Origin of the sequence: Sorangium sp. So ce302, assembly GCF_051530145.1 — a bacterium.
GTDB lineage: Bacteria > Myxococcota_A > Polyangia > Polyangiales > Polyangiaceae > Sorangium > Sorangium cellulosum_B.
This window is the reverse complement of record NZ_CP150326.1, coordinates 11,740,954-11,762,482: the sequence shown is the minus strand read 5'-3', so window position 1 is coordinate 11,762,482 and position 21,529 is coordinate 11,740,954. Positions and strand designations below refer to the sequence as shown.

The window sequence follows — 21,529 nt, the reverse complement described above, 5'->3', positions numbered from 1 at the left end:
CGTCGCCCCGATGTTCGGCCGCATCTCTGCGATCGCCCTCAACACCTACCGGGAATCGCTTCGGGCGCGCATCCTCATCGGCCTCGCGGGCGTCGCCTTCGCCGTCGCGTTCTACTCGATCATCGTCGGCGCCTACACGCTCCGCAACGGGGCGCGGGTCGTGAGCGACCTCGGCGTCGCGTCGATCTCGCTCTTCAGCATCGCGGTCGCGGTCATCATCGGCGCGACGTCGCTGTACCGCGAGCTCGAGCAGAAGACGATCTTCCCGATCCTGGCCCGCCCGGTGCGCCGCGGCGAGTACCTCGTCGGCAAGTACCTCGGCACGTTGCTCACGCTCGGGGTGTTCATCCTGGCCGACGCCGGGCTCGTGCTGCAGATCAGCGCCGTGCTGGCCGGCCGCTCGCTGGCCCTCGTGGCGGGCGCCGGGGCCGCCTCGCTCGCGGCGCTCGGGCTCGTGGCGTGGCGCTCGCCGCTGGCGCGCACGTACGGGTTCATCCCCTGGGCGGCGGTCTTCCTCGTGCTCGGCGTGCTCTTCTCGGACGGCGCGCCGACCGAGCGCCGCGTCGTGCTCGCGGGCAGCGCGCTCGCGTTCCTCGAGGTCGGCATCGTCGCCGCGGTGGCGACGCTGTTCTCGTCGTTCTCGACGCCGTTCCTGTCCTCGCTGCTCACGCTGGGCGTCTTCCTCATCGGGCGCAACGCGGACTCGCTCGCCCGGCTGCCTGTGAAGTACTTCGGCCCCCAGATCAGCGCCGCGGCGCACGCCTTCTCCAAGGTGGTCCCGAACCTTCAGATCTACGTGCCGCCGCGCCCGTTGCTCGCGGGCGAGGTCGCTGACGCGAACCTCCTCGTGTACCTCGGCTGGGCGGCGATCACGTGCGCGGGGTGGGCGCTCATTCTCCTGCTGGTGGCGGCGTTCGTCTTCAAGAGACGCGACTTTCTGTGAGGCGCTCGGTCGTGCTCGGCGTGCTGCGCGGCCTCGCGGTCGCCGGCTTCCTCGTCGGCGCGGCGTCGCTGCGGGTGGTGGCCGCGGGCGAGCGGGAGATCGCGGAGAGCACGGACGCCCTGCGCGCCGGCGACGCGCACGCGGCGGCGCTCCACGCGCGGCGGGCGGCGGGCTGGTACGCCCCCGGGGCGCCGCACGTCCGCGTGGCGTACGAGCGGCTGATCGCGCTCGCGACGGCCGCGGAGGGCCTTGGTCGGGCCGACACGGCGCTCTTCGCGTGGCGCGCGGTGCGCACGGCCGCCCTGGAGACGCGGTGGCTCACGACGCCGCACGCGGAGGACCTAGAGCTGGCCAACGCGGCCATCGCCCGCCTCTCGGCGGCCGCGCCGCGCCCGCCGGGCACCCGGACCGAGCCTGCCGCGGCGGTCGAGCGGCAGCACCTCGCGGCGCTCGCGCGCGACGACGCGCCGCGGGTCGGCTGGGTGGTCGCCCTCGTCGGGGCGTTCGCGGCGTGGGTCGCGGGCGCCGTCTGGGTGGTGCGGCGCGGGGTCACGGTGACGGGGCAGTGGGTGTGGCCGCGGGCGGCGCCGGGGCTCGCGGTGTGCGCGGCGGGCGTCGCGGTGTGGCTTCTGGCGATCTGGCAGGCGTGAGGCGCGCTGGCGGGCGCATTCCGCGCTGAGCTCGCGCGTCGCGGTGCCGGGAGGTCTTGCCGAGCTGACCGGCCCTCGGAGCGTGGTCGTCGCGCGGCGCAGGGAGGGCTGAACTCGCCTGAGACGTGACTCCTCCGGCAGCGTCAGAGGAATGACGTCAAATGGGCTCAGACATCAGCCCTCCCTGCGCCGCGCGACGACCACGGGCGCGGAGGGCCCACGGCATTGGCCGACGAAGGATGAGCCTGATGATGCGGTGTCAGAGGTGGAATGGGCCGCGAGGCGAAATGGGGCGGTGGGGCGAAATGGGGCGAGCCAGCAGGAGCGGCGGTCAGGAGAGCCACAGGCGGGAATCCGCCGGACACGGCGTCTGCTGATCGGGTGCGCGGGGTATTGCAATGCGACGACGCGCGACACATCGATCTCCAGAAAGCGGCTCTTGCAGCGCTCCGCTTCGAGGAGGATACGAAGTTCATGAAGAATCAGATCAAGACGATCCTGTTGCTCGGCGTCATGTCGGCAATCCTGGTGTCCATCGGCGGGGCGCTGGGGCCCGGGTACCTCGTCTTGTTCGGCGTGCTCGCGCTCGCGATGAACCTGGGTGCGTATTTCATGTCCGACCGCATCGTGCTCGCGGTGCACCGGGCTGCCGAGGTCTCGCCCTTCGAGGCCCCGGGGCTGCACCGGATGGTGGAGGAGCTCTCGAGTCGGGCGGGGATCCCGAAGCCCCGCGTCTATGTCATCCCGGACGCGCAGCCGAACGCCTTTGCCACCGGGCGCAACCCGGAGCATGGCGTCGTGGCGGTGACCGAGGGCATCATGCAGCTCCTGAGCGAGCGTGAGCTGCGCGGCGTGCTGGCGCACGAGATCGCGCACATCAAGAACCGCGATATCCTGGTATCGACGATCGCGGCGGCGTTCGCCTCGGGCATCACGTGGGTGGCCCATGCCGTGAGCTTCGCCGGGATATTCGGCGGATCGTCGGACGATGAGGACGGCGCGAGCCCGCTCGGCGGGCTGGCCCTCGCGATCGTGGCGCCGATCGCGGCGACCCTCGTGCAGCTCGGCATCTCGCGGTCGCGCGAGTACATGGCGGACGAGCTCGGCGCCAAGCTGTCCGGGGACCCGGAGGCGCTCGCCAGCGCCCTGTCCAAGCTGGAGCACGGCGTGGCGCTCGTGCCCCCCGAGGCGGCGCGCCCGGCGACGGCCAGCCTCTTCATCGTCAACCCGCTCGCCGGGGCTGGCTCGGTGCTGAAGTGGTTCTCGACGCACCCGACGACCGAGGAGCGCGTGAGCCGGCTGCTCTCGATGGCGTCGAGCGGCCGGACGGCGCGGGGTTTTTCGAGGGTGATGGCCTGACGGCGGGCAGCGGCCGCCTTCACTCCACGGACTGCGGCTCCTCGTCATCGCTGTCGCTGTCCTCGCCGTCGTCCTCGTCGTCCTCGTCCTGCTCAGGGGGCTTCGGCGCGAGCGCCACGCGCGGGTAGTGCTCGCCAGAGGTGTCACGGCGCCCGGCCTCCCAGGCGTCCTCGAGGTTGACGAGCTCATACCAGCCAAGGCGATTCACGGCCTCGAAGAAGAACTTGCCGTCAGCGCTCGGCTCGAAGCTGAGGGGCTCCGGCTCGAGCTCGGCGAGCGTGCGGACGCCATCGTCGTAGACGCCCCAGACCCGGATAGGCTTGCCTTCGGAGACCTCCAGCACGGCCACGCGGCCCCCCGCGGCGCTCTCCACGACGCGCAGATCCAGGTCGCCGCGCGCCTCCAGCCTGGAGGCGCCGCCGCTGACCGAGAAGATCCAGGTCTCCGACGAGGTGCCGACGATCACCCGCCCGGAGGCGAGCGCCTCGAGCGTGTAGATCTCGTCCTCGCTCTCCTCCTTGCTGAAGTCGTGCACGAGGATCGGCTTGCCGTGCGGGAGGTCTACCCACCAGAGCTTGGCGTCGCCGTCGGTCGCAACGAGGGCGGCGCTCCGATCCGCGTTCACCAGGCCCGTCGACGAGGGGGAGCTCGCCTTCACCGCGGTCTCGATGAGCTCCCCGTCCTTCAGCACGGCGAAGACGAAGGAGCGTCGGGCTTCCTTCTTCCACCCGATGTACACGTCGGCAGGGCGGTAGCGCTCGAGCTCCCGCGCGCCCGCTCCGAAACGCGCGCGCACGTCCTTCGGGACGTCCTCCTCGTCCTCCGGCAGCGGGCGCTGCTTGCCCAGGTAGCGCACGCCGACGCGGCCCGGGGCGGGCTCGATGGCGTACTCCTCGGGCGCCTTCCTCGGGCCTGACTCCGGCGCCTCGTCGTCGTCATCGTTCTCCTCGGACGGCGTGTACACGGCGACCTCGGGGAACGCGTCGGGGTTCGTGGCGAGCCGCTCGAACAGCGTGTCGAGGCCGAGCAGCTCGTAGGTGTCGCCGACGTGATCCATGAAGGCCCGGCCCTCGGCGATCCGGACCTCACCCACGGAGGCCTTCACGCGGGCCACGCGGCGCAGCTTGCTCCCGTCGAAGCCGACGATGGTCAGCCCGTCCTCGGAATCCTCGCCCTCGTAGCTCTTGACGAGGAGCAGCCGGCCGCCGAGGGCGGGGGTCAGGCCGTAACCGCCCACGTCCCAGCGCTGCTCGAGGACGGCGCCCTCTCCCTCGCGGCGGTAGACGTCGAGGGACTCGCCCGTGGCGAGGATGACGCGGTCCTCCGGGCCGTAGGCGATATCGGAGATCGACGCCTCGTGCTCGAAGAGGCGGCGCAGCTTGCCGTCCGCGAAGGAGAGCTCGGCGACGAGGTCGTAGTCGAACCCGTACAGCACCGCGCCGCCGTCCTCCCGCGCCGCGATGTAGCCGTGGGGGCTGGGCAGCGCCTCGCCCTCGGCGCGCTTGAGCTCCCCGCCCTCGATCCAGGCGGCCGTCGCCGGCTTGCGCCGGAGCTTCGCGATGCCGTAGACGCGATCGCCGGGCGCCGCCGCGACGCAGGAGGTCGACCCGAACAGCTCGCGCTCCGTGCGCTCGATCTCGGGCTCCGGGGGCACCTCGCGCGACCTCCGCCGCTCCACGCGGAGCGCGCCCTCCAGCACCTCTGGCCGGGAGTCCTCGTCGTCGCCGTCGCCGGACGTGCTCTCGCCCTCGTCGGACGCGCTCTCGTCTTCGTCTTCGTCCTCGTTGCCGGGTTCGTGCTTCTTCAGCTCGGGGAAGGACTCCGGCTGCGCGGCGAAGCGCGCGGCGAGCACATCAAGGCCGAGCAGCTCGTAGTACTCGCTGCCGTCCTCCACGATGACGCGGGCGCCGTCGAGCACGATGTCGCCGATCGAGATGCGCACGCGGGCCAGCCGGCGCATCGTGGATCCGTCGTAGCCGAGGATCGTTACGCCGTCCGCGCTCTCGTCCTCGTCGTCGAAGCACTTCAAGAGGAGCAGGCGTCCGCCGAAGACCGAGTGCATCCCGTAGCCGTCGAGGTCCCAGCGCCCCTCGAGCGCGACGCCCGAACCCTCCCGCCGATAGACGTCGATCGAGCTCGCGAGCACGAGCACCCGGCCCTCCGGGCCGTAGGCGACGTCGGAGAAGGGCTCGTCGTGCTGGATGAGGCGCCGCACGGAGCCTTCCGCGAACACGACCTCCCATACGGCCTCCGAATCCTCCCCGATCAGCGCCGCGCCGCCGTCGTCGCGCGCGGCGAGGTGAGCGCCGGTCGTGGTGGCAAGCGGATCGCCCTGAGCGGTGCGGAGCTCGCCGTTCTCGATCCACGCGGGGACAGGCGGCTTTCGCTTCGGCTTGGCGACGCCGAAGACGAGGCCGTTCGGCGCGATCAGCACCTCGCCGCTCCGCCCGAAGAGCCTCTGTTGCTCGTCGGAGGGCCCGGGCGCCTTGTAGCCCGGCACGAGCTCCAGCCGGAGCCCGCCAGAGATGACCCTGGGCTTGTCGTCGTCGTCGTCGCTGGCGTCCGCCTCGTCCGCGTCGTGGTCGTCGCCCGCCGCGCGCTCCGACGAGCGCTCCTCTTCGGGGGCCGCGGCGCGCGCCGCCTCGCGCGCGGCTTCGACCGCCGGATCCACCGCGCACGCGGCCTCGAAGCGCTCGCCTCCGCCGAAGCGGGGCAGCTCGACGGGCCACCTCGGGCCCGTCGGGGGCTCGGGTCGTTGCTCGGCGGACCAGGCGTCCCAGTCGCTGTCGCTCTCGATCGCCTCGGCCAGGGAGGCCACCTCGATCGGGTGCGCGCCATGCACCGCGGTGAGGGCCTGCTGGACCGCGCGCGCCATGTCGGCGACGCACGCCTTGCTCCACCCCGCCGGCCGCACCCGCACGAGCGCCCAGCGATCGGCCCACTGGAAGGGCTCGCAGTGCTCCACCGCGCGCGCGTCGAGCGCCCGCTCCCACGCCTCGCCGACGGCGCGCCGCGCCGCCGCGTCCGGGGGCGCCACGAAGCAGAGCTCATAGGAGAACAGGTCCCCTTCGAGGTCGAACCAGTCGCTCGGCGCTGCCCCGAAGAACGCGAACGGATAGGGCTGAGATCCCGGCATGGGCGAACGGTACAGCAGCTCCTGGCGAGCGTGCAGGTCCAGACGCCCGGCGGCTCGGCGAGGCGCCGGAGGCGCTGCTCATCGTCCCCAGTGGGCTTATTGGTTGCTTATTGGTTCCGCGAAGTGAGGTGCATGGACGTGGTTTCACGGCGCTTTCGGAGTCGCCGTTGCATGATCCATCGAGGTGGCCCGGATGGAGTGCTGTTCAACTCGACAGCAGCGCTGACCAGGCGAAGATCGACGCCAGACGCGGTCAGCCTGCTCACGTCGGAGCCTTGGGTACCCCCGGCTCGAGCCGCGCGCCGAGCTGCGGGAGCCGGCCGAGATCGTCGGCGTTCCGCCATGTCTCGACGATCTTGCCGTCAACGATGTGGTGAATGAACATCGCGGTGAACGTCTGCTGCCGTCCGTGGCTCGGGATGCCCAGGAAGCTCGCTTGTGCGCACGTGTTCTTCGCGCGCACGACCACCTTGTCCCCTTCGGCGATCACGTCCTCGATCGACCATGTTTGCTCGACGGCGCCGAACACCCTCCTCTTGTCATGCCGAGAGCGCATCGCCGCGCCCGCAAAGCCAGTTCCAGGAGAGCCGCCGGCCGAGGCGCCCGCGGGAGCGCCCATCTGAGCTGAAAAGGTAGCGTAGCGTCGGGCGCGCCGCCGAGGCGCCGCGCCCGTCGCGTCACGACGCCGCGCGCGGCGCCTCGCCGAGGAGCTCCAGCCTGGCCAGGCTCCCGCAGGTCTCCGACAGGGCGCGCATCAGCCGCAGCCGGTTGTCCCGCACGGCCGCGTCGTCGGTCATCACGAACACGTCGATGAAGTACTGGTGCAAGAGCGGGGCGAAGTCCGCCACCGCCCTGAACGCGGTGTCGTACGAGCCGCTCCGGACGTCCGACGCGATCTGCTCGCGCAGCTTGAGGTACCCCGCGAACAGCGCCGTCTCGCTCGGGTGCACGTCCTGTCCGAACGGCGCCACCGGCTCGCCGGCAGGCGCCTTGTCGGCGATGTTCGTGGCCCGCTTGAAGACCTCGCCCACCCGCGCCCGCACCTCCGGGCTCAGCGCGTCGATCGCGCGCACGCGGGCCCTGAGATCGAGCGGGCGATCCGCGGCGACGCGCAGGCACGCGAGGACCGCGTCCTGCGGGAGCCGGTCGGAGAGCAGGCCTCGCAGCCGCTCGGAGAAGAACTCGCCGAGGCGGGTCGCGAGCTCCTCGCGCGAGACGTTGAGCTCCACCCCGGCGTAGCCGTCGTAGGCGGCCCCGAACGCGGCGCCGAGGCGCAGATCGAGATCGCGATCCAGGAGCGTGCGCAGCACGCCGAGGCACGCGCGGCGCAGCCCGTACGGGTCGGCGGTGCTCGTGGGGACGAGCCCGATCGCGAAGCAGCCGACCAGCGTGTCGAGCCGATCGGCCATCGCGACCAGCGCGCCGGCGTTCGTCGGCGCCGTCGCGTCCGCGGCGCCCTTGGGCAGGTAGTGATCGCGCACGACGTCGGCCACCTCCGGGCTGACCCCCTGGGCGAGCGCGTACGCCCGCCCCATCTCGCCCTGGAGCTCGGGGAACTCGCCCACCATCAGCGCGACGAGATCGCACTTCGCGAGGTGCGCCCCCGAGGCCGCCGCCACCAGCGTCTGCTCGGGCAGCATCAGGAGCAGGCCGAGCTCGCGGGCGAGCCGCTCGACGCGCTCGGCCTTCGCCAGCACGCTGCCGAGCCGCTTCTGGAACACGATCCCGCCGAGCTTCTCGCGGCGGTTCGCGAGCGGGATCTTGACGTCCTCCCGGTAGAAGAACTGCGCGTCCGACAGGCGCGAGCGCATCGTGTTGTCGTTGCCGCGCTTGATCTTCTCGGGCGCCTCCGCCGTGTTCACGACCGCCAGGTACCTCGGGAGCAGCGCCCCCGTCCTCGCGTCGCGGACGCCGAAGTAGCGCTGGTGGCCGCGCGCGACCTCGAGGATCACCCGCTCCGGCAGCTCGAGGAACCGCTCCTCGAAGCTGCCGACGATGACGTGCGGCTCCTCCACGAGGGAGAGGTTCTCGCCGATCAGGAAGTCGTCCTCGATCAGCACGCCGCCCGCGTCCCGCGCCGCGGCGAGCAGGCGCTCGCGCATGAGCTTCGCGCGCGCCTCGGGGTCGACGAGCACGTGCGCCGCGCGCATCGCCTCGACGTAGTCCTTCGCGGCGCCGATCGCGATCTCGGCCCGCCCGAGGAAGCGGTGGCCGCGGCTCGTGCGCCCGCTGCGGATGCCGGCGATCTCGACGGGGATGACCTCGCCGCCGGAGAGCGCGACCAGCCACTGGATGGGGCGGCCGAACGCGAAATCTCCCTGCCCCCAGCGCATCGACTTGCGGAAGGGGATGGCCGCGACGAGCGACGCCAGGACCTCCGGGAGGAGCTCGGCCGCGGGCTTGCCGGCCTCGCGGCGGGTGCCCGCGAGGTACTCGCCCTTCGGCCCCTCGACGCGGCGCAGATCCGCGACGGTACAGCCGAGCTTCTGCGCGAACGCCTCGGCCGCCTTCGTGGGCGCGCCGTCCTTGAAGGCCGCCTTGACCGGCGGGCCGGTGACCTCCTCCTCGAGGTCCGGCTGGCGCGCCGCGACCCCGGAGACGAGCAGCGCGAGCCGACGCGGGGTGCCGAGCGCGCGCACCGCGCCGTGGCGGAGCCTGAGCTCCGCGAGGCGCTTCGTCGCGAGATCCGGGAGCGCGCGGAGCGCGGCCTCGACAAACGACGAGGGGAGCTCCTCGACGCCGATTTCGAGCAGGAGATCGCTCGCTTCGTTGGACATGGGACCGCGGACGCTACCCCAGAACCGCTCGTTCGGCGAGGTGGTCGAGCGATCGATCCGCGCTGTTTACGCCTGTTCACGCCTGTTCACGTTCGTTCACGCCATTTGCGCCGTCCGCGTCGCTCGCGACGTCACGCCGTGGCACGGCGCGCACCACGGGCGCGCGCCACGGGCGACGTGACGTTCGCGCGGCTCAGCGCGCCTGTGCCGCGCTCCGGAGCGCGCGCGAGAGCACCTTCTTGAACGCGGTCGCCTCGCCTCCGTTCGGCTTGCTCTTGCGCCCGTAACGGGTCGCCGCGCCGACCCGGGCGACGCACTGGGCTGCGCGCATGTACCGCCGCGCCGCCTTCGCGACCGCCCGATCGCCCGGAGCAGACGCCGACGCGACGGCCGCGCCGAGCTCGTTCAGGGCCTCATCGAGCGGCGCGCAGCCCTCGGGCGTGGGGGGCAGCTCGAGGGGGGGCGGGGCGTGGCAGCAGCGGGCGCGCAGGGTCGCGACGGTCGCCATGTCGTGCCAGCCGAGCACGGCCCATTCCTTCGTGGCGTCCGAGACGCCCTTGGGCCCAGCTGCCTGGGCGAGGTGGCTCTTGAGCGCCGCGACGCCCTTCATCGGGTCGGTCTCGGCGCAGACGAACGACAGCTGGCCCGCGATGGCGGCGTCGACGCTCTTGCCGGGAAAGAGCGGCATCGCGCATGCGGCGAAGTCCGCCGTGGCCGCAGGATCCGGCGCTGTGCTTGCGGTGCCTGCGTCCGCCGGCGCCGCCGTGCGTGCCTGTTCCGCGCCGGCGTCACCGGGCGCCGGGGCGCTCGGCTCTGCGGGGGCGGCGCATGCGGCGGGCGCAGCGTCCGCAGACGGCGGCGCCGGGAGGGACGGCGGCGCGGCGTCGCGGTGGCGAAGCCAGAACCAGGCTCCCCCCGCGGCGCCCGCGATGGCCACGACCCCCAGGGCCAGCGTGACCCACCGGCGCGCCGGGGACGGCGTCTCGTGGCTCGCTCCGGACGCTGGCGTCGGCGCCCGCGCCCGGAGCGGCGGCGCGACGAGCCCGGACGCGCCGCCGCGCGCGGCGACGCCGCCGGGCGCCATCGGGAAGGGGTGCGACGGCTCGTGCGTGTCGTCTTCGCCCAGCCAGGGGAGATCGACGGCCGGGACGTGGGGCGTCGGCGCGCCGGGCCCGGGCGCGCCGAAGCGCACGGCGACGCTGCCGGGCGCCATCGGGAAGGGGTGCGACGGCTCGTGCGTGTCGTGCTCGCCCAGCCAGGGGAGATCGACGGCCGGGACGTGGGGCGTCGGCGCGCCGGGCCCGGGCGCGCCGAGGCGCGCGGCGACGCTGCCGGGCGCCATCGGGAAGGGGTGCGACGGCTCGTGCGTGTCGTCTTCGCCCAGCCAGGGGAGGTCGTCGACCATTCGCGGGCTCGCCGGGGCATCCGCGTCGAAGAGAGGCACCGCGCTGGGGGAGAAGGGCGGCTGCACCGTCGCTGCGGGCGCGACGGGCGGCTGCGCGGTCGCTGCGGGCACGACGGGCGGCTGCGCGGTCGCTGCGGGCACGACGGGCGGCTGCGCGGTCGCTGCGGGCACGACGGGCGGCTGCGCGGTCGCTGCGGGCACGACGGGCGGCTGCGGCGGTGGCTGCACGTGCGCGGTCGGGGCAGCCACGGCGCCCGCGCGCGAGCGGTCCTCCGTCGCTGCGCCGGCGAGCCGCGGCGATGCGGCAGGCAACGCGGTCTGCGCCTTTGAGGCACGGTCTGGCGCCTCCGGAGGCGGGGTGGTCGGCACGCCGATGGTCGACCGGAGCCCCAGGCTCGCGAGCCCGTGGAGCGGCAACGGCGTCCGGCGGGCCGAGGCGCTCGCGATGGGCGGCGGCTGCGAGCTCGAGTGGCCATGCGGCGGCGCGCTCTTGCGGGGCGGCTGCGAGCCGGTGCCCTCGCGCGGCGGCGCGCTCTTGCGGGGCGGCTGCGAGCCGGTGCCCTCGCGCGGCGGCGCGCTCTTGCGGGGCGGCTGCGAGCTCGACGTCCCCCGCACCCCGCTGCTCGACGGGCGCGGCGCTGGAATGGTCCTCGCCGGCGCCGCGAGCGCGTGCTCATCGAGCGGCGGCAGCTCCTCCAGGCCTTCGCCCGGCCGCGCGGCCTCCAGCGCGCGACGGAGCGCCGCGACCTCGGTGATCCGCTGCTCAGCGCGGCGCGCGAGCGCCTGGTCCAGCACGCGCCACAGCGCGTCGCCCGCCTCGCCGGGCGGCGTTACCCGCGGCGCGGCGCCGGCGCCTTGCTTGCGGCGGAGCTCCTGGTCGCTCTCGGCGGGGAACGGGAGCGCTCCCGAGAGCGCCGTGTACAGGGTGACCGCGAGCGCCCACGTGTCGTCCCGGCGCGACGGCCCCTCACCCGCGGCCCGCTCCGGCGACCGGTAACCCACGAAGGCGGGCGTGGCGAGCGGATCCGAGAGCCACCCCGTCGACGTGCACGGCTCGCCCTCCATGACCACGCACGCGGCCGACAGGCGGCCGTGCACCGTCCCGCGCGCGTGCAGGCTCTCGACGCGCTTCGCCAGGCGGACGACCCAGCCGACCGCGTCCCTGTCCGGCAACGGACCGGCGCGTGCGATCCTCGCAGCGAGCGTCTCCATACGAGCGCCGCAGCGTAGTGCGGCGAACCGCCGCTGACCACATTGTGGCTCTCTCGCGGCGCGCCGGATCGCGGATCGCCTGCGTCTGGCCCTGGAGCGCCGCGGTCAGCCGCCGATCACGTCGGCCATCGTGTATCGGCCGGGCGGCTTCCCGTGCAGGTGCCACGCCGCGCGCAGCGCCCCCCGCGCGAAGAGATCGCGGCTGGTCGCGCGGTGCGTGAGCTCGAGGCGCTCGCCGGGGCCGAGCAGGTGGACCGTGTGGTCGCCGATGACGTCGCCGCCGCGCACGGCGAAGATCCCGAGCTCGTTCGGCTTGCGCGGGCCGACGTTGCCTTCGCGGCCGTGCACGTCGGCGAGCGTCCCGGCCGGCTCGCGGGCCCCGCGTATGGCGTCGGCGAGCCGCACGGCCGTGCCGCTCGGCGCGTCCACCTTGGCGCGGTGGTGCACCTCCACGATCTCGACGTCGTAGCCGGGCCCGAGCCGCCGCGCCGCGCTCGCCGCGATCTCCGCGAGCACGTGGATGCCGATGCTCGTGTTCGGCGACCAGAGGACCGGGACGTGCTGCGCCGTCTCGTCGAGCAGCCGCTCGCACGTGCCGTCGAGGCGCGTCGTGCCGCTGACCACGGCGACCTTGGCGCGCATCGCGAGGTGCAGGAGGCGGGGGAGCGCCTCGGGCCTCGAGAAGTCGATGACCACGTCAGCGCCGAGCAGCCCGGCGCTGGTGTCGTCGCTCATCGCGACGCCGACGGTGCCTGTCCCCGCGAGCTCGCCGACGTCACGGCCGATGCGGGAGGAGCCGCGCGACACGATCGCGCCCACGACCTGGGCTCGCTCGTTCGCCGCGAGCCGGACGATGGCCTGCCCCATCTTGCCGCTCGCGCCGTGGATCGCGACTTTCAGAAGCCGGGCGTCGTCTCCCTGGGGGGCCCCCACGAGCGCGCTCATCGGCACGCCTCGATGATCTCCGTTCGATTTCACGACGCCTCGCGCCTCGCCTCGAGCCGCCTCATCGCCTCGGCGATCTGCTGCCGGGTCGCCTCTCCGGCCGGTACGAGGGGCAGCCGGACCGCGGCGCTCATGCGGCCCAGGGCGGCGAGCGCGGCCTTCGCGGGGGCGGGGTTCGGCTCGACGAACAGGAGCCCGTGCAGCTCGAGGAGCGCGAGGTGGGCTGCGCGCGCGCCCGCGAGGTCGCCGGCCAGGAACCGCCGGGTCACCGCGCTGGTCTCGCGCGGCAGCACGTTCGACGTGACGCTGATGACGCCCTGCGCGCCGAGCGCCATCATCGCGAGCGTCAGCGCGTCGTCGCCGCTCAGGATCGCGAGCCGGTCGCCGAGGCGCCGCACGAGCTCCTGGCAGCGGAACACGTTGCCCGAGGCGTCCTTGATGGCGACGACGTTCGGCGCGGCGGCGCAGATGCGCTCGGTCGTCTCGGCGGAGAGGTCGACCACCGTCCGACCCGGGATGTTGTAGAGCACGATCGGCGCCGGGACGGCCCTGGCCACGGCCAGCGTGTGCTCGCGGAGCCCGTCCTGCGAGGGCTTGCTGTAGTACGGCATCACGATCATCACGCCCGCCGCGCCAGCGGCGAGCGCGGCGCGCGAGGCCTCGATCGTCTTCTTCGTGGAGAACGAGCCCGTCCCCGCGATCACCGGCACGCGGCCGCGCGCCGCCTCGACGACGCGCCGGATGACCGCGGTCGTCTCGGCTTCGCTGAGGGTCGGCGACTCGCCCGTGGTCCCGCACGGCACGAGCCCGCTGACGCCGCCCGCGATCTGCGCCTCGACGAGCGCGTCGAGCGCGTCGAAGTCGACGGCTTCGCCGTCAGGCGTGAATGGCGTGACGAGGGCGGTGAACGTTCCCGACAAGGGGAGCTGCGACATCAGACGACCATGATCGCCACCCCGGGTGCGCGTCAACAGGAGAGGACAGGTTCGCCGCGCACTCCCCGCTCTCCGCTGGTTCCCGCGCGGGGCGACGCCGCACGGACGCGGCCTTGGGGCGGGCTGGCGGGAGCCCGCGGGGCTTGTACGGCGCGGGCTGGCGGGACCCGCGGGGAGCGGGCTGGACGCTCCAGGGCAGGTCCGCGTCTGCTATCGTCCGCGGTGTAGCGCCTCGCTCCTTCGGGGGATTTGCCCGAGCGCGTCAGGTCCCTGAGAGGCACCGGCCATGGATCTCGCCCAGTACATCAAGAGCATCTCCAGCGCGGCCAATACCATCCTGGAGGGGATGGCGGTCACGTTCTCCCATCTGTTCCGGGAGCCCATCACCGTCCAGTACCCCGACAAGACGGACCGCCCCGTCAGCGAGATGCTCCCCCCGCGGTACCGCGGCTTCCTGGAGGTGCAGATGGACATCTGCACCGGCTGCAAGCGCTGCGAGCGCGCGTGCCCCATCGAGTGCATCGCCATCGATCTGGAGAAGGACCCGGCGACGAAGAAGCAGGCGATGAGCCGCTTCGACATCGACATGGGCAAGTGCATGTACTGCGGCCTGTGCGTCGAGGCGTGCAAGACGGAGTCGACAGGCGCGATCCGCCACACCCGCGAGTTCGAGGGGGCGGCGCCGACGCTCGATCACCTCACGTTCCGCTTCATCCCGGAGGGCCTCGTGCCGCTGTACAAGGCGCCGAAGGACCTCGGCGAGGTGCCCGTCGGCGAGTACGGGCCGCACGCCCGGGAGGCCCGGGAGCGCGCCATGCGCGACAACCCGGCCGCGCTGGAGGAGCTGCGCGCCATCTGGCGCAAGGAGCGCGAGAAGCAGCAAGGCGCCGAGGGCGCGGAGCCCGCGGGCGGGGGGGCCGGAGGGGGAGCTGGAGCGGGGTAGGGGCGAGGGCGGGAGCGGGCGCCTGAGCGAGGGCGCGCGGCGAGCAGAAGGGCGCAGAACGGCGCAGGAGCGCGCCGCGAGCGACGCGCGGGGGTCGCCCTTGCTGGGCGGTGGGCAGCGGTCTAACGTCGCGGCCCTCACCCCATGCCCTCCCTGAGCGCACTCGTCTTCCTCGGGCTTGCCGCGCTGACGCTCGGCTCGGCCGGGCTCGTGGCGTTCTCCAGGAACATCATCCACTCCGCGCTGGCCTTGCTCGGCACGTTCCTCGGCATCGCCGGGCTGTACGTCTCGCTCTCGGCCGATTTCATCGCGGCGACGCAGGTGCTCGTCTATGTCGGCGGCACGCTCGTGCTCATCCTCTTCGCCGTGATGCTCACGAGCCGTATCGCGGAGATGAAGATCTCGAACCCGCGCGGCGGGCCGGCCGTGGCGTTCGGTCTGGTCACGGCGGTGCTGCTCCTGCTCGGCAGGGTGGCGACCCAGACCCCTTGGCCCGCCGAGGCCAAGCCGGCGATGCCGTCCACCGCCAAGCTCGGGCACGCGTTCCTCGGAGAGTACCTGCTCCCGTTCGAGCTCGGCTCGGTCGTGCTGCTCGCCGCGATGATCGGCGCGGTCGTGCTCGCGCGTCGAGCCGTCAGGCGCGCCTGGGAGAGGGAGTAGGCGATGGAGGTCGGTCTCATCCATTACCTCACCGTCGCCGCCGTGCTCTTCGGGCTCGGGCTGTTCACCGTCATGACGCGGAAGAACGCGGTGGGCATCCTCCTCGGCGTCGAGCTCATCCTCAACGCCGCCGCGCTCAACTTCATCGCGTTCGACCACTTCGTCGCCGGCGGCGTGGCTGGCCAGGTGTTCACGGTCTTCATCATCGTCCTCGCGGCGAGCGAAGCGGCGATCGCGCTGGCCATCGTGCTTCAGGTCTACCGCAATCACCGAAGCATCATGGCCGACCAGCTGACCTCTCTGAAGAACTGACGCGAGAGCGGTCATCCGTGCGGAAGCGCGCGGTCAGCGTGACGCGCGTGACGCGCGCGACGCGCGCGACGTTCGGACCGGCGGCCGCCGCGTCGCGCGCCCGCGCCCCACGCCGATGCCGATCGTCGACCGCCGACCGCCGACCGCCGACCAGGCGATGCGCTCGACGCTCCCGCGCTCTGCCGCTTCACGTGGAGCTCAATCCCAGCGACAAGCAGGAAAAACCTGACCTTGCTAAGCCCCAGCGGGCGACCCACGTTCGAAGGCATGCAGAACCTATCCAAGACGGAGCTGGTGGGGTTCGTGGAGCTCGAGGTCGGTTCGCTTGCTGTGCAGGTGCCGATCCGCGCCGCAGCAGCGGCGACAGAGCTACCGCTCGCATCCTTCGAGGCTGAAGGGGACAATTGCGCCATCCTCGTGCGAGGCGACACGTCCTCGAAGGCGGTCGAGGTCGCGCTGCGAAACGCGGCGCAGGAGGCGGTCAAGCACCTCTCGAAGAAGTTGCTCAACTAGAGCGGAGCGATGGTCCTGCTGGCCCGGCGCAGGGCTGCGGGCCATCGTCCCGCGATGTTCCGTGAAGTTCCGCGATGTACGGTGCCCCGGGGCACCGGCGGAGCGGCGTGGTCAGGTTTCTGCTGGCCGCCCGGCGCTCAGCGCGAGCGGGGCGGCTTTCCAGCCCGCGCTGGAGCCTCGCGTCGCGGGGGAGCCCGCTGCGCTCCGAGGTGAATTTCTCGACGCACGTCGTGCTACGCTGCGCCGCGAAATCGCCCGTGAAGCTCATCATCCAAATCCCTTGCTTGAACGAGCGCGACACACTCGCGCAGACATTCGCGGACCTGCCGCGGTCGATCGACGGCGTGGACGAGATCGAGGTCCTCATCATTGACGACGGCAGCACGGACGGGACGAGCTCGCTCGCCGAGCAGCTCGGGATCCACCACATCGTCCGCTTCGCCAAGAATCGAGGCCTCGCCGCCGGGTTCATGGCCGGCATCGACGCGTGCCTGCGGCTCGGCGCCGATATCATCGTGAACACCGACGCGGACAACCAGTATCGCGGCGCGGAGATCCCGAAGCTCGTCGCTCCCATCCTCGACGGCCGGGCCGACCTGGTGATCGGCGATCGGCAGACAGACAGGATCGAGCACTTCTCGCCGCTCAAGAAGGTCTTGCAGCGGTGGGGCTCGCGGCTCATCCGGCGCCTGTCCGCCACGGAGGTGGCCGACTCGCCGAGCGGCTTCCGCGCGGTGAGCCGGAAGGCCGCGCTGCAGCTCTTCGTGCACAACCGCTTTACCTACACGCTGGAGACCGTGATCCAGGCAGGCCGCCGCGGCCTCGCGCTGGAGAACGTGAAGATCACGACCAACCCGAAGACGCGCGAGTCGCGGCTCTTCCGTTCGATCCCCGACTACCTGCGCCGCGCCGGTCCCGTCATGTTCCGGGCTTATGCGATGTACCGCCCTGTGCAGCTCGTGGGCTGGGTCGCGACGGTCCTGCTCGCGTTCGGCGTCGCGCTCGGCGTCCGGTTCGTCTACTTCTACCTGCGGAATCCGGATTACAGCGGCTATATCCAGTCGCTCATCGTCGGCACGGGCGCCGTCGTGATGGCGTGCATCCTGGTGGCCGTGGCGTTGCTCGCGGAGCTCATCGCGACGAACCGCCGCCTCGTCGAGGAGGTGCTGATGCGCGTGCGCCGGATCGAGACCGAGCTCGCCGAGCGGGAGCCGGCCCTCAGGCTGGAGGGGATCCAGTCCACGGGCGCGAAGCCGTGGCACAACCAGCAGGTGCAACCGGCGCGAGCGAGCGCGAGGTGAAGAGCCCGGTCCCCTGGACCGGGCCGCTGGCCGAACAGCGCTCGTAGCCCCGGGCCGGGAGCTCAGCCGTCCGGGTCCTCCGGATCGACGTCCTCCGCGGGAGCCACAGGGTCGGTCGGCTCCGGTCCGGGCGGCGCGCCCGCGGCCGGAGGCTCGGGCGGCGGCTCCGCCCGGGAGGTGTCGCGCTGCTGCCGCAGGTAGACCGTGTAGTTCTTGAAGCGCTCCGCCGCGAAGAACACGCCGTCCAGCTTCACGTTCCGGCTGCCCCGCGCGGCGTTCTTGCCGAGCACCACCGCCTCCGCGGCGTCGAGGAGCGCGGCCTGCGCGTTCGTATCCCTGGGCCACGCCCGTGCGGGCTTGGGCTCCTGGCCCTTGGGCGGCTGGAGCTTGGGGAGGATGTGGAGCGCCTCGACCGGGTAGAGCCCGTCCGTGTAGCCCGGCGCGCCGAGCGCGAGCACCTGATAAGGCAGCTCGTCGGCCGGCGGCGGCTCCTTCGGCATGGTCACGAGCTGAAGGCTGCCGAAGCGGCGTTTCTCCGTCGCGTAGCGGTGCACGAGCTCGTTGAACAGCACGGCGGCCTGGAGCGTGTCCGGCGGGCGCTGGTTCGGCGGGTACAGGATGTGGGTGATGCCGACGCTCCGGTAATGCGCGTAGAGCTCGGCCGGCCCTCGCACGGGCTCGTAGAAAATGAGCGATTGCCAGGCCTGGATATCGAAGATGATCTCGCGCTCGATACCGAGCGTCGTGCGGTAATTGCGCGCGAGGATGCGCGCGTCGGGCGGGGTAGCCTGGTTGATCGCGCGGTGATCCACGCGAAACTTGAACCGCTGCGCGTCGCTCCATCGCTTCTCGTAGGTGGAGCGGATCAGCGAGAGCGCGCTCTCCAGCCGGCGGGGGCCGGAGTAGAAGGGCACATCGCCGCTCCACACGATCTGGAACACCACGAGCGGCACGAGGCCGAGCCGCGCGATGGTCCCGAGCTGCCATGTGCGGACGAGCAGCGCCGCGGCGGCGGCGATCGGCACCGCGAGCATGCCCTGCAGGTACCGGTCCGCGGTGTACGTGTTGCTCCACATCCAGACGCCGGCGAACGTCGCCCAGGCCGCGAGCGCCGGCCTGCGACGGCCGCGGATGACCAGCAGCATCGGCAGGAGCAGCGTGAAGAGCGAGCCCATCGAGGGGACGTAGCGAGTGAACGAGTAGTGCGGGGAGAACGAGAACGTGAAGAAGTTGCCGGCCGCGATGAGCTGCCGCTCTAGCCCCTTCCCCTTGGGCAGGTAAGGCGCGTTGGGATACGCCTTCTCCATGAACTCCGCGGAGCGCGCGTGCTGCGGGTACGACCGCGTGAACACGCGCTGGGCCAACGGATAAACGGGGTTGTTATGGTAGATGGTGTTCTTGATCAGGTGCGGCGCGGCCGTGCCGAGCGCCACGCCCGAAGCGATGAGCCCCGCCACGAGGACGCGGCGCGCCGAGAGCAGCGGCCGCCTGCGCTTCTTCAGGGCGCGGGAGGCCGCGCGCGCGAGCAGGTACGCGGCGCGCGGCACGACGACCGCCGCCGCCATGGCCAGGTGATAGACCGCCTGGTACTTCACCAGCATCGCGCCCCCGAGCGACGCGCCGAGCAGGACGGCATACCGCCTGTCGAAGCGCTCCGCGAAGCGCATGGACGCGAGCAGGACCGGCGCCGCGAAGAAGCCCAGGAAATGGTCCGCCGAACCGCCGGGGTTCTGGTCCTGGACGAACAGCGACGGGAACAGGAAGAAAGCCGCCCAGAGGCCAGGGACGCGTTCGCCCTGGAGCAGGTACCGCGCCAGCGCCGCGACGCCGACCACCTTCCCCAGGACGAACACGAACTCCAGGTGGAGCGCCATCATCCACCGTTGCTCCACGAGCATCCCGGGGACGCTGAAACCCCACGCGTAGAGCATGCTCCCGAAGTGGGGGAACGAGCGGTTCACGTCGCCGTAGAACGGCACGATGCGGCCGGCGCGCGCATAGTCCTGCCCGATCGGCAGGTGATACCAGGTCGCGTCGAAGCTGATGGAATCCGGGGTCAGCGACAACAGGTAGAGGAGCACGAGGCACAGGGCGCCGACGCCCGTGGCCGTGAGCCACAGCCAGCGCATCGTCCCTTTCGGCGTCGTCGAGGCGTCGAGATCGTGCTTCAGCCGCGATAGCCAGCGTGGCAGCTCCAGGAGGCCGCCCGCGAAGAGGGCCGCCGGCATCACGAGCCCGTACCAGGGGCGGATCCAGCCGACCACGCCCGCGAGGTACATGCCGAACACGAAGGCGATGCTGCCGAGCGTCATGCCGAACAGGCCCTCTTCGACCGGCGGCACGTGCGCGAGGCGGAGCACCCGGCGCAACAGCACGAGGCCGATGCCGAGGCTGGAGAGCAGGAACAGCAGCGAATAGCCCCAGAGCGGCGCGAGCCGCCACAGGAGCCAGTGCTGGACCGGAATGTGCGCGTGGACCACGAGCGCGTAGCCGACGAGGCCCGTGAGGCATGCGACGGCCGCGAAGACGTTGCGCAGCAGCCTTTCCCGGGGCGAGCCGGAGGTCAGGGCGGCACAGAAGCGGGCCAGGGGGGAGTCGGAGTTCAGGGCAACACGCAGGCGGGCCAGCATGAGAGGGGGCGCATCCTAGCGAGGCGCGGCGCGTCGGCAAAGCAGCCGCGCGATGAGCAAGCCGCCGACGTCCACGGCGAGCGAGGTGGCGCGCGAGATGAGCGCGGCGCCCAGCGCCGCGGCGGGTCCAACGGCGGGGGCGAGGCCCACGGAGATCAGCGCCTCGCGCACGCCGATGCCTCCCGGCGTGGCCATCGCGAGGAAACCGGCGATGGGCGCCAGCACGAACAGGCCCGAGCCGCCGAGCGCCGCGCCCGGCGTCGCGCCGACGGCGAGCGCGGCGCACGCGCCGTGCGCGGCCCAGGTCAGCGAGTACACCGCGTGCACGAGCGGCAATCGCGCCGGCATGAGCGGCCCGCGCCCCTCGGGCGCGAGGAGCTTGCGCACGCGCTCGGGCGCGCGGGTACGATCCACGGTCATCAGCGCGACGAGGACCGCGCCCAGGGCGAGGAGCACGGGCAGCCTCCATCGACCGATGAGCGCGTTCGCGCCCGCAAACTGCTCGCCGCCCGCCGCGAGCAGGCCGAACCCCACCATGGCGCCGACCGCGATGAAGCTGGTGAACTCGATCGCGAAGGACGACCCCACCTCCGCGCTGGTCGTCCCGATGCGCGACGCGCCCAGCATGCGGAACAGCGGCACGCCGACCTTGCCGGGGATGTACCGCGCCGCCTGCGACTCGATGTGCAGCGCGATCGCCGGCCAGCGAGGGATGGGCCGGCCGGTCAGCTCTTCCAGGATGAAGGCCCAGGCGAGCCCCAGCACGACGAGGCCGAGCGCGAGGGGCAGCACCGAGAGCGCCACGAACGCGGGACGGATGTCGATCGGCGCGCCGCTCTCCCACCTGCGAGCGAGGTCCCGCGCGGCGAGCCCGATGAACAGGGCAGCGGCGACGACCATGATCGGGCGCAGCGCCGTGCGCACCCTGGCGAGCGGGCCTCCGATCCGCTGAGGCGGGCCGGGCGCGGGCTCGGGCGGATCGGCCGAGATCCTCGGGGGTGCGGGCGGGGCGCCGGTGGGCGGGGTGCTGGGGAGATCGGCGAGCGACGCGGATCTGTCCTTCATGCGGCCCAGCGCTTCGCCACGCAGAAGACCGACAGGCCGAAGCTCGGCCGGTAGCCGCGCGCGATGAGGTCGACCTCGGCACCGAGGACGGCTTCGAGCGCGGAGGAAGCGAGGCCCGACTTCGGTGAGGGCTGCTTCATGCTGGTCTTGCGAGGGCGCAGCTTGCGCGCGGCGCTCCAGACGGCGCGCGAGCCGACCGCGGCAGGGAAGAGGAGCTGGTTGAAGTAGGCGCAAGCTTCCACGTGGAGCTCGGCCGGCAGCGCGGCGCGGAAGCTGCCAGCCGTGTACCGGCGGAAATGCTGCAATGCGCGGTCGTGGTCGCTGAACAGCCACGGATACGCCGGCACCGTGGCGACGAAGATTCCGCCAGGGCTCAGGTGGTCATGGATCCACCGGAGAGCGGCGCGGTCGTCCTCGATGTGCTCGATGACGTCGAGCGCGCAGATCACGTCATAGCGTCGGTCGAGCTGGAACGGGATGGATGTGCCGTAGAGCGTCCTCGCCGCGCCGGCCTTCGCGATGGCCTCCTGTCCGAGAGGGCTCACCTCGTTTGCGTCGACGGCCCCGAACTCCGCGAGGACACTCAGGTTCTGGCCGACCCCGGCGCCGACCTCCAGCAGCTCGAGCGGCCGCCGTTCCGGGCCGAACTCGCGCACCAGATGGGCCAGCAGCCGGGCCCTCCCCTTCCTCAACCAGTCGCCGGATTCTTCGGAGTATTGCTGATATGCAGTCGTTTCCACGCT

Annotated in this window: 17 protein-coding genes; 8 read left to right on the top strand and 9 right to left on the bottom strand. The window is 72.4% G+C overall.

The window, feature by feature from the left end; genetic code table 11:
- The first annotated feature begins 10 nt into the window (after positions 1-10).
- The 3 genes from WME73_RS44545 to WME73_RS44535 all read left to right on the top strand — a co-directional run bounded on the left by WME73_RS44545 (position 11) and on the right by WME73_RS44535 (position 2,952).
- On the top strand, positions 11-943 hold the full coding sequence (locus WME73_RS44545; protein ID WP_437742337.1) for an ABC transporter permease: 933 nt from the start codon (positions 11-13) through the stop codon (positions 941-943).
- Entirely contained in the window at positions 940-1,593 is a 654-nt protein-coding gene (locus tag WME73_RS44540) for a hypothetical protein (RefSeq protein WP_437742336.1), read from the top strand. Before WME73_RS44545 ends, WME73_RS44540 begins: the two co-directional genes overlap by 4 nt.
- 474 nt (positions 1,594-2,067) lie before the next feature.
- Complete coding sequence (locus tag WME73_RS44535; protein ID WP_437742335.1) at positions 2,068-2,952, top strand: zinc metalloprotease HtpX; 885 nt, start codon at positions 2,068-2,070, stop codon at positions 2,950-2,952.
- A 19-nt stretch (positions 2,953-2,971) separates the two neighbouring features.
- Here WME73_RS44535 and WME73_RS44530 read toward each other — a convergent pair whose 3' ends face one another.
- The 6 genes from WME73_RS44530 to dapA form a co-directional block, all read right to left on the bottom strand.
- Positions 2,972-6,088: a hypothetical protein gene (locus WME73_RS44530; RefSeq protein WP_437913518.1), complete on the bottom strand. Its 3,117-nt coding sequence runs from the start codon at positions 6,086-6,088 to the stop codon at positions 2,972-2,974.
- Positions 6,089-6,350: 262 nt separating this feature from the next.
- Complete coding sequence (locus tag WME73_RS44525; RefSeq protein ID WP_437913517.1) at positions 6,351-6,644, bottom strand: ester cyclase; 294 nt, start codon at positions 6,642-6,644, stop codon at positions 6,351-6,353.
- Between the two features lie 121 nt (positions 6,645-6,765).
- Positions 6,766-8,865, bottom strand: coding sequence for a glycine--tRNA ligase subunit beta (gene glyS, locus WME73_RS44520; protein WP_437742332.1), 2,100 nt, complete (start codon positions 8,863-8,865; stop codon positions 6,766-6,768).
- 193 nt (positions 8,866-9,058) lie between these two features.
- Entirely contained in the window at positions 9,059-11,482 is a 2,424-nt protein-coding gene (locus WME73_RS44515; RefSeq protein WP_437913516.1) for a hypothetical protein, read from the bottom strand.
- 105 nt (positions 11,483-11,587) lie between these two features.
- Positions 11,588-12,427, bottom strand: a complete 840-nt coding sequence (gene dapB, locus WME73_RS44510; protein ID WP_437742330.1) for a 4-hydroxy-tetrahydrodipicolinate reductase — start codon at positions 12,425-12,427, stop codon at positions 11,588-11,590.
- Positions 12,428-12,456: 29 nt separating this feature from the next.
- Positions 12,457-13,362 carry a 4-hydroxy-tetrahydrodipicolinate synthase gene (dapA, locus tag WME73_RS44505; RefSeq protein WP_437854286.1) on the bottom strand — a complete coding sequence of 302 codons (906 nt, stop codon included), beginning with the start codon at positions 13,360-13,362 and terminating at the stop codon, positions 12,457-12,459.
- A gap of 286 nt (positions 13,363-13,648) precedes the next feature.
- On the opposite strand from dapA, the gene WME73_RS44500 reads away from it, so the two are divergent.
- The 5 genes from WME73_RS44500 to WME73_RS44480 all read left to right on the top strand — a co-directional run bounded on the left by WME73_RS44500 (position 13,649) and on the right by WME73_RS44480 (position 17,091).
- The gene (locus WME73_RS44500) at positions 13,649-14,305 is read left to right on the top strand and encodes a NuoI/complex I 23 kDa subunit family protein (RefSeq protein WP_437742328.1); all 657 of its coding nucleotides are present in this window, start codon (positions 13,649-13,651) and stop codon (positions 14,303-14,305) included.
- 144 nt (positions 14,306-14,449) lie between these two features.
- Entirely contained in the window at positions 14,450-14,965 is a 516-nt protein-coding gene (locus WME73_RS44495) for an NADH-quinone oxidoreductase subunit J family protein (RefSeq protein WP_012240634.1), read from the top strand.
- 3 nt (positions 14,966-14,968) lie between these two features.
- Positions 14,969-15,277, top strand: a complete 309-nt coding sequence (gene nuoK, locus WME73_RS44490) for an NADH-quinone oxidoreductase subunit NuoK (protein WP_012240633.1) — start codon at positions 14,969-14,971, stop codon at positions 15,275-15,277.
- A gap of 267 nt (positions 15,278-15,544) precedes the next feature.
- Complete coding sequence (locus WME73_RS44485) at positions 15,545-15,790, top strand: hypothetical protein (protein WP_044967022.1); 246 nt, start codon at positions 15,545-15,547, stop codon at positions 15,788-15,790.
- Positions 15,791-16,047: 257 nt separating this feature from the next.
- Positions 16,048-17,091, top strand: coding sequence for a glycosyltransferase family 2 protein (locus WME73_RS44480; RefSeq protein WP_437913515.1), 1,044 nt, complete (start codon positions 16,048-16,050; stop codon positions 17,089-17,091).
- Between the two features lie 62 nt (positions 17,092-17,153).
- Here the strand turns inward: WME73_RS44480 and WME73_RS44475 are convergent, their stop codons facing one another.
- The 3 genes from WME73_RS44475 to WME73_RS44465 are packed head-to-tail and all read right to left on the bottom strand — an operon-like array spanning position 17,154 to position 21,526.
- Complete coding sequence (locus tag WME73_RS44475) at positions 17,154-19,721, bottom strand: hypothetical protein (protein ID WP_437913514.1); 2,568 nt, start codon at positions 19,719-19,721, stop codon at positions 17,154-17,156.
- 15 nt (positions 19,722-19,736) lie between these two features.
- The gene (locus WME73_RS44470; RefSeq protein WP_437913513.1) at positions 19,737-20,786 is read right to left on the bottom strand and encodes a lysylphosphatidylglycerol synthase domain-containing protein; all 1,050 of its coding nucleotides are present in this window, start codon (positions 20,784-20,786) and stop codon (positions 19,737-19,739) included.
- The gene (locus WME73_RS44465; protein WP_437546645.1) at positions 20,783-21,526 is read right to left on the bottom strand and encodes a class I SAM-dependent methyltransferase; all 744 of its coding nucleotides are present in this window, start codon (positions 21,524-21,526) and stop codon (positions 20,783-20,785) included. Before WME73_RS44465 ends, WME73_RS44470 begins: the two co-directional genes overlap by 4 nt.
- Between the last annotated feature and the right edge of the window lie 3 nt (positions 21,527-21,529).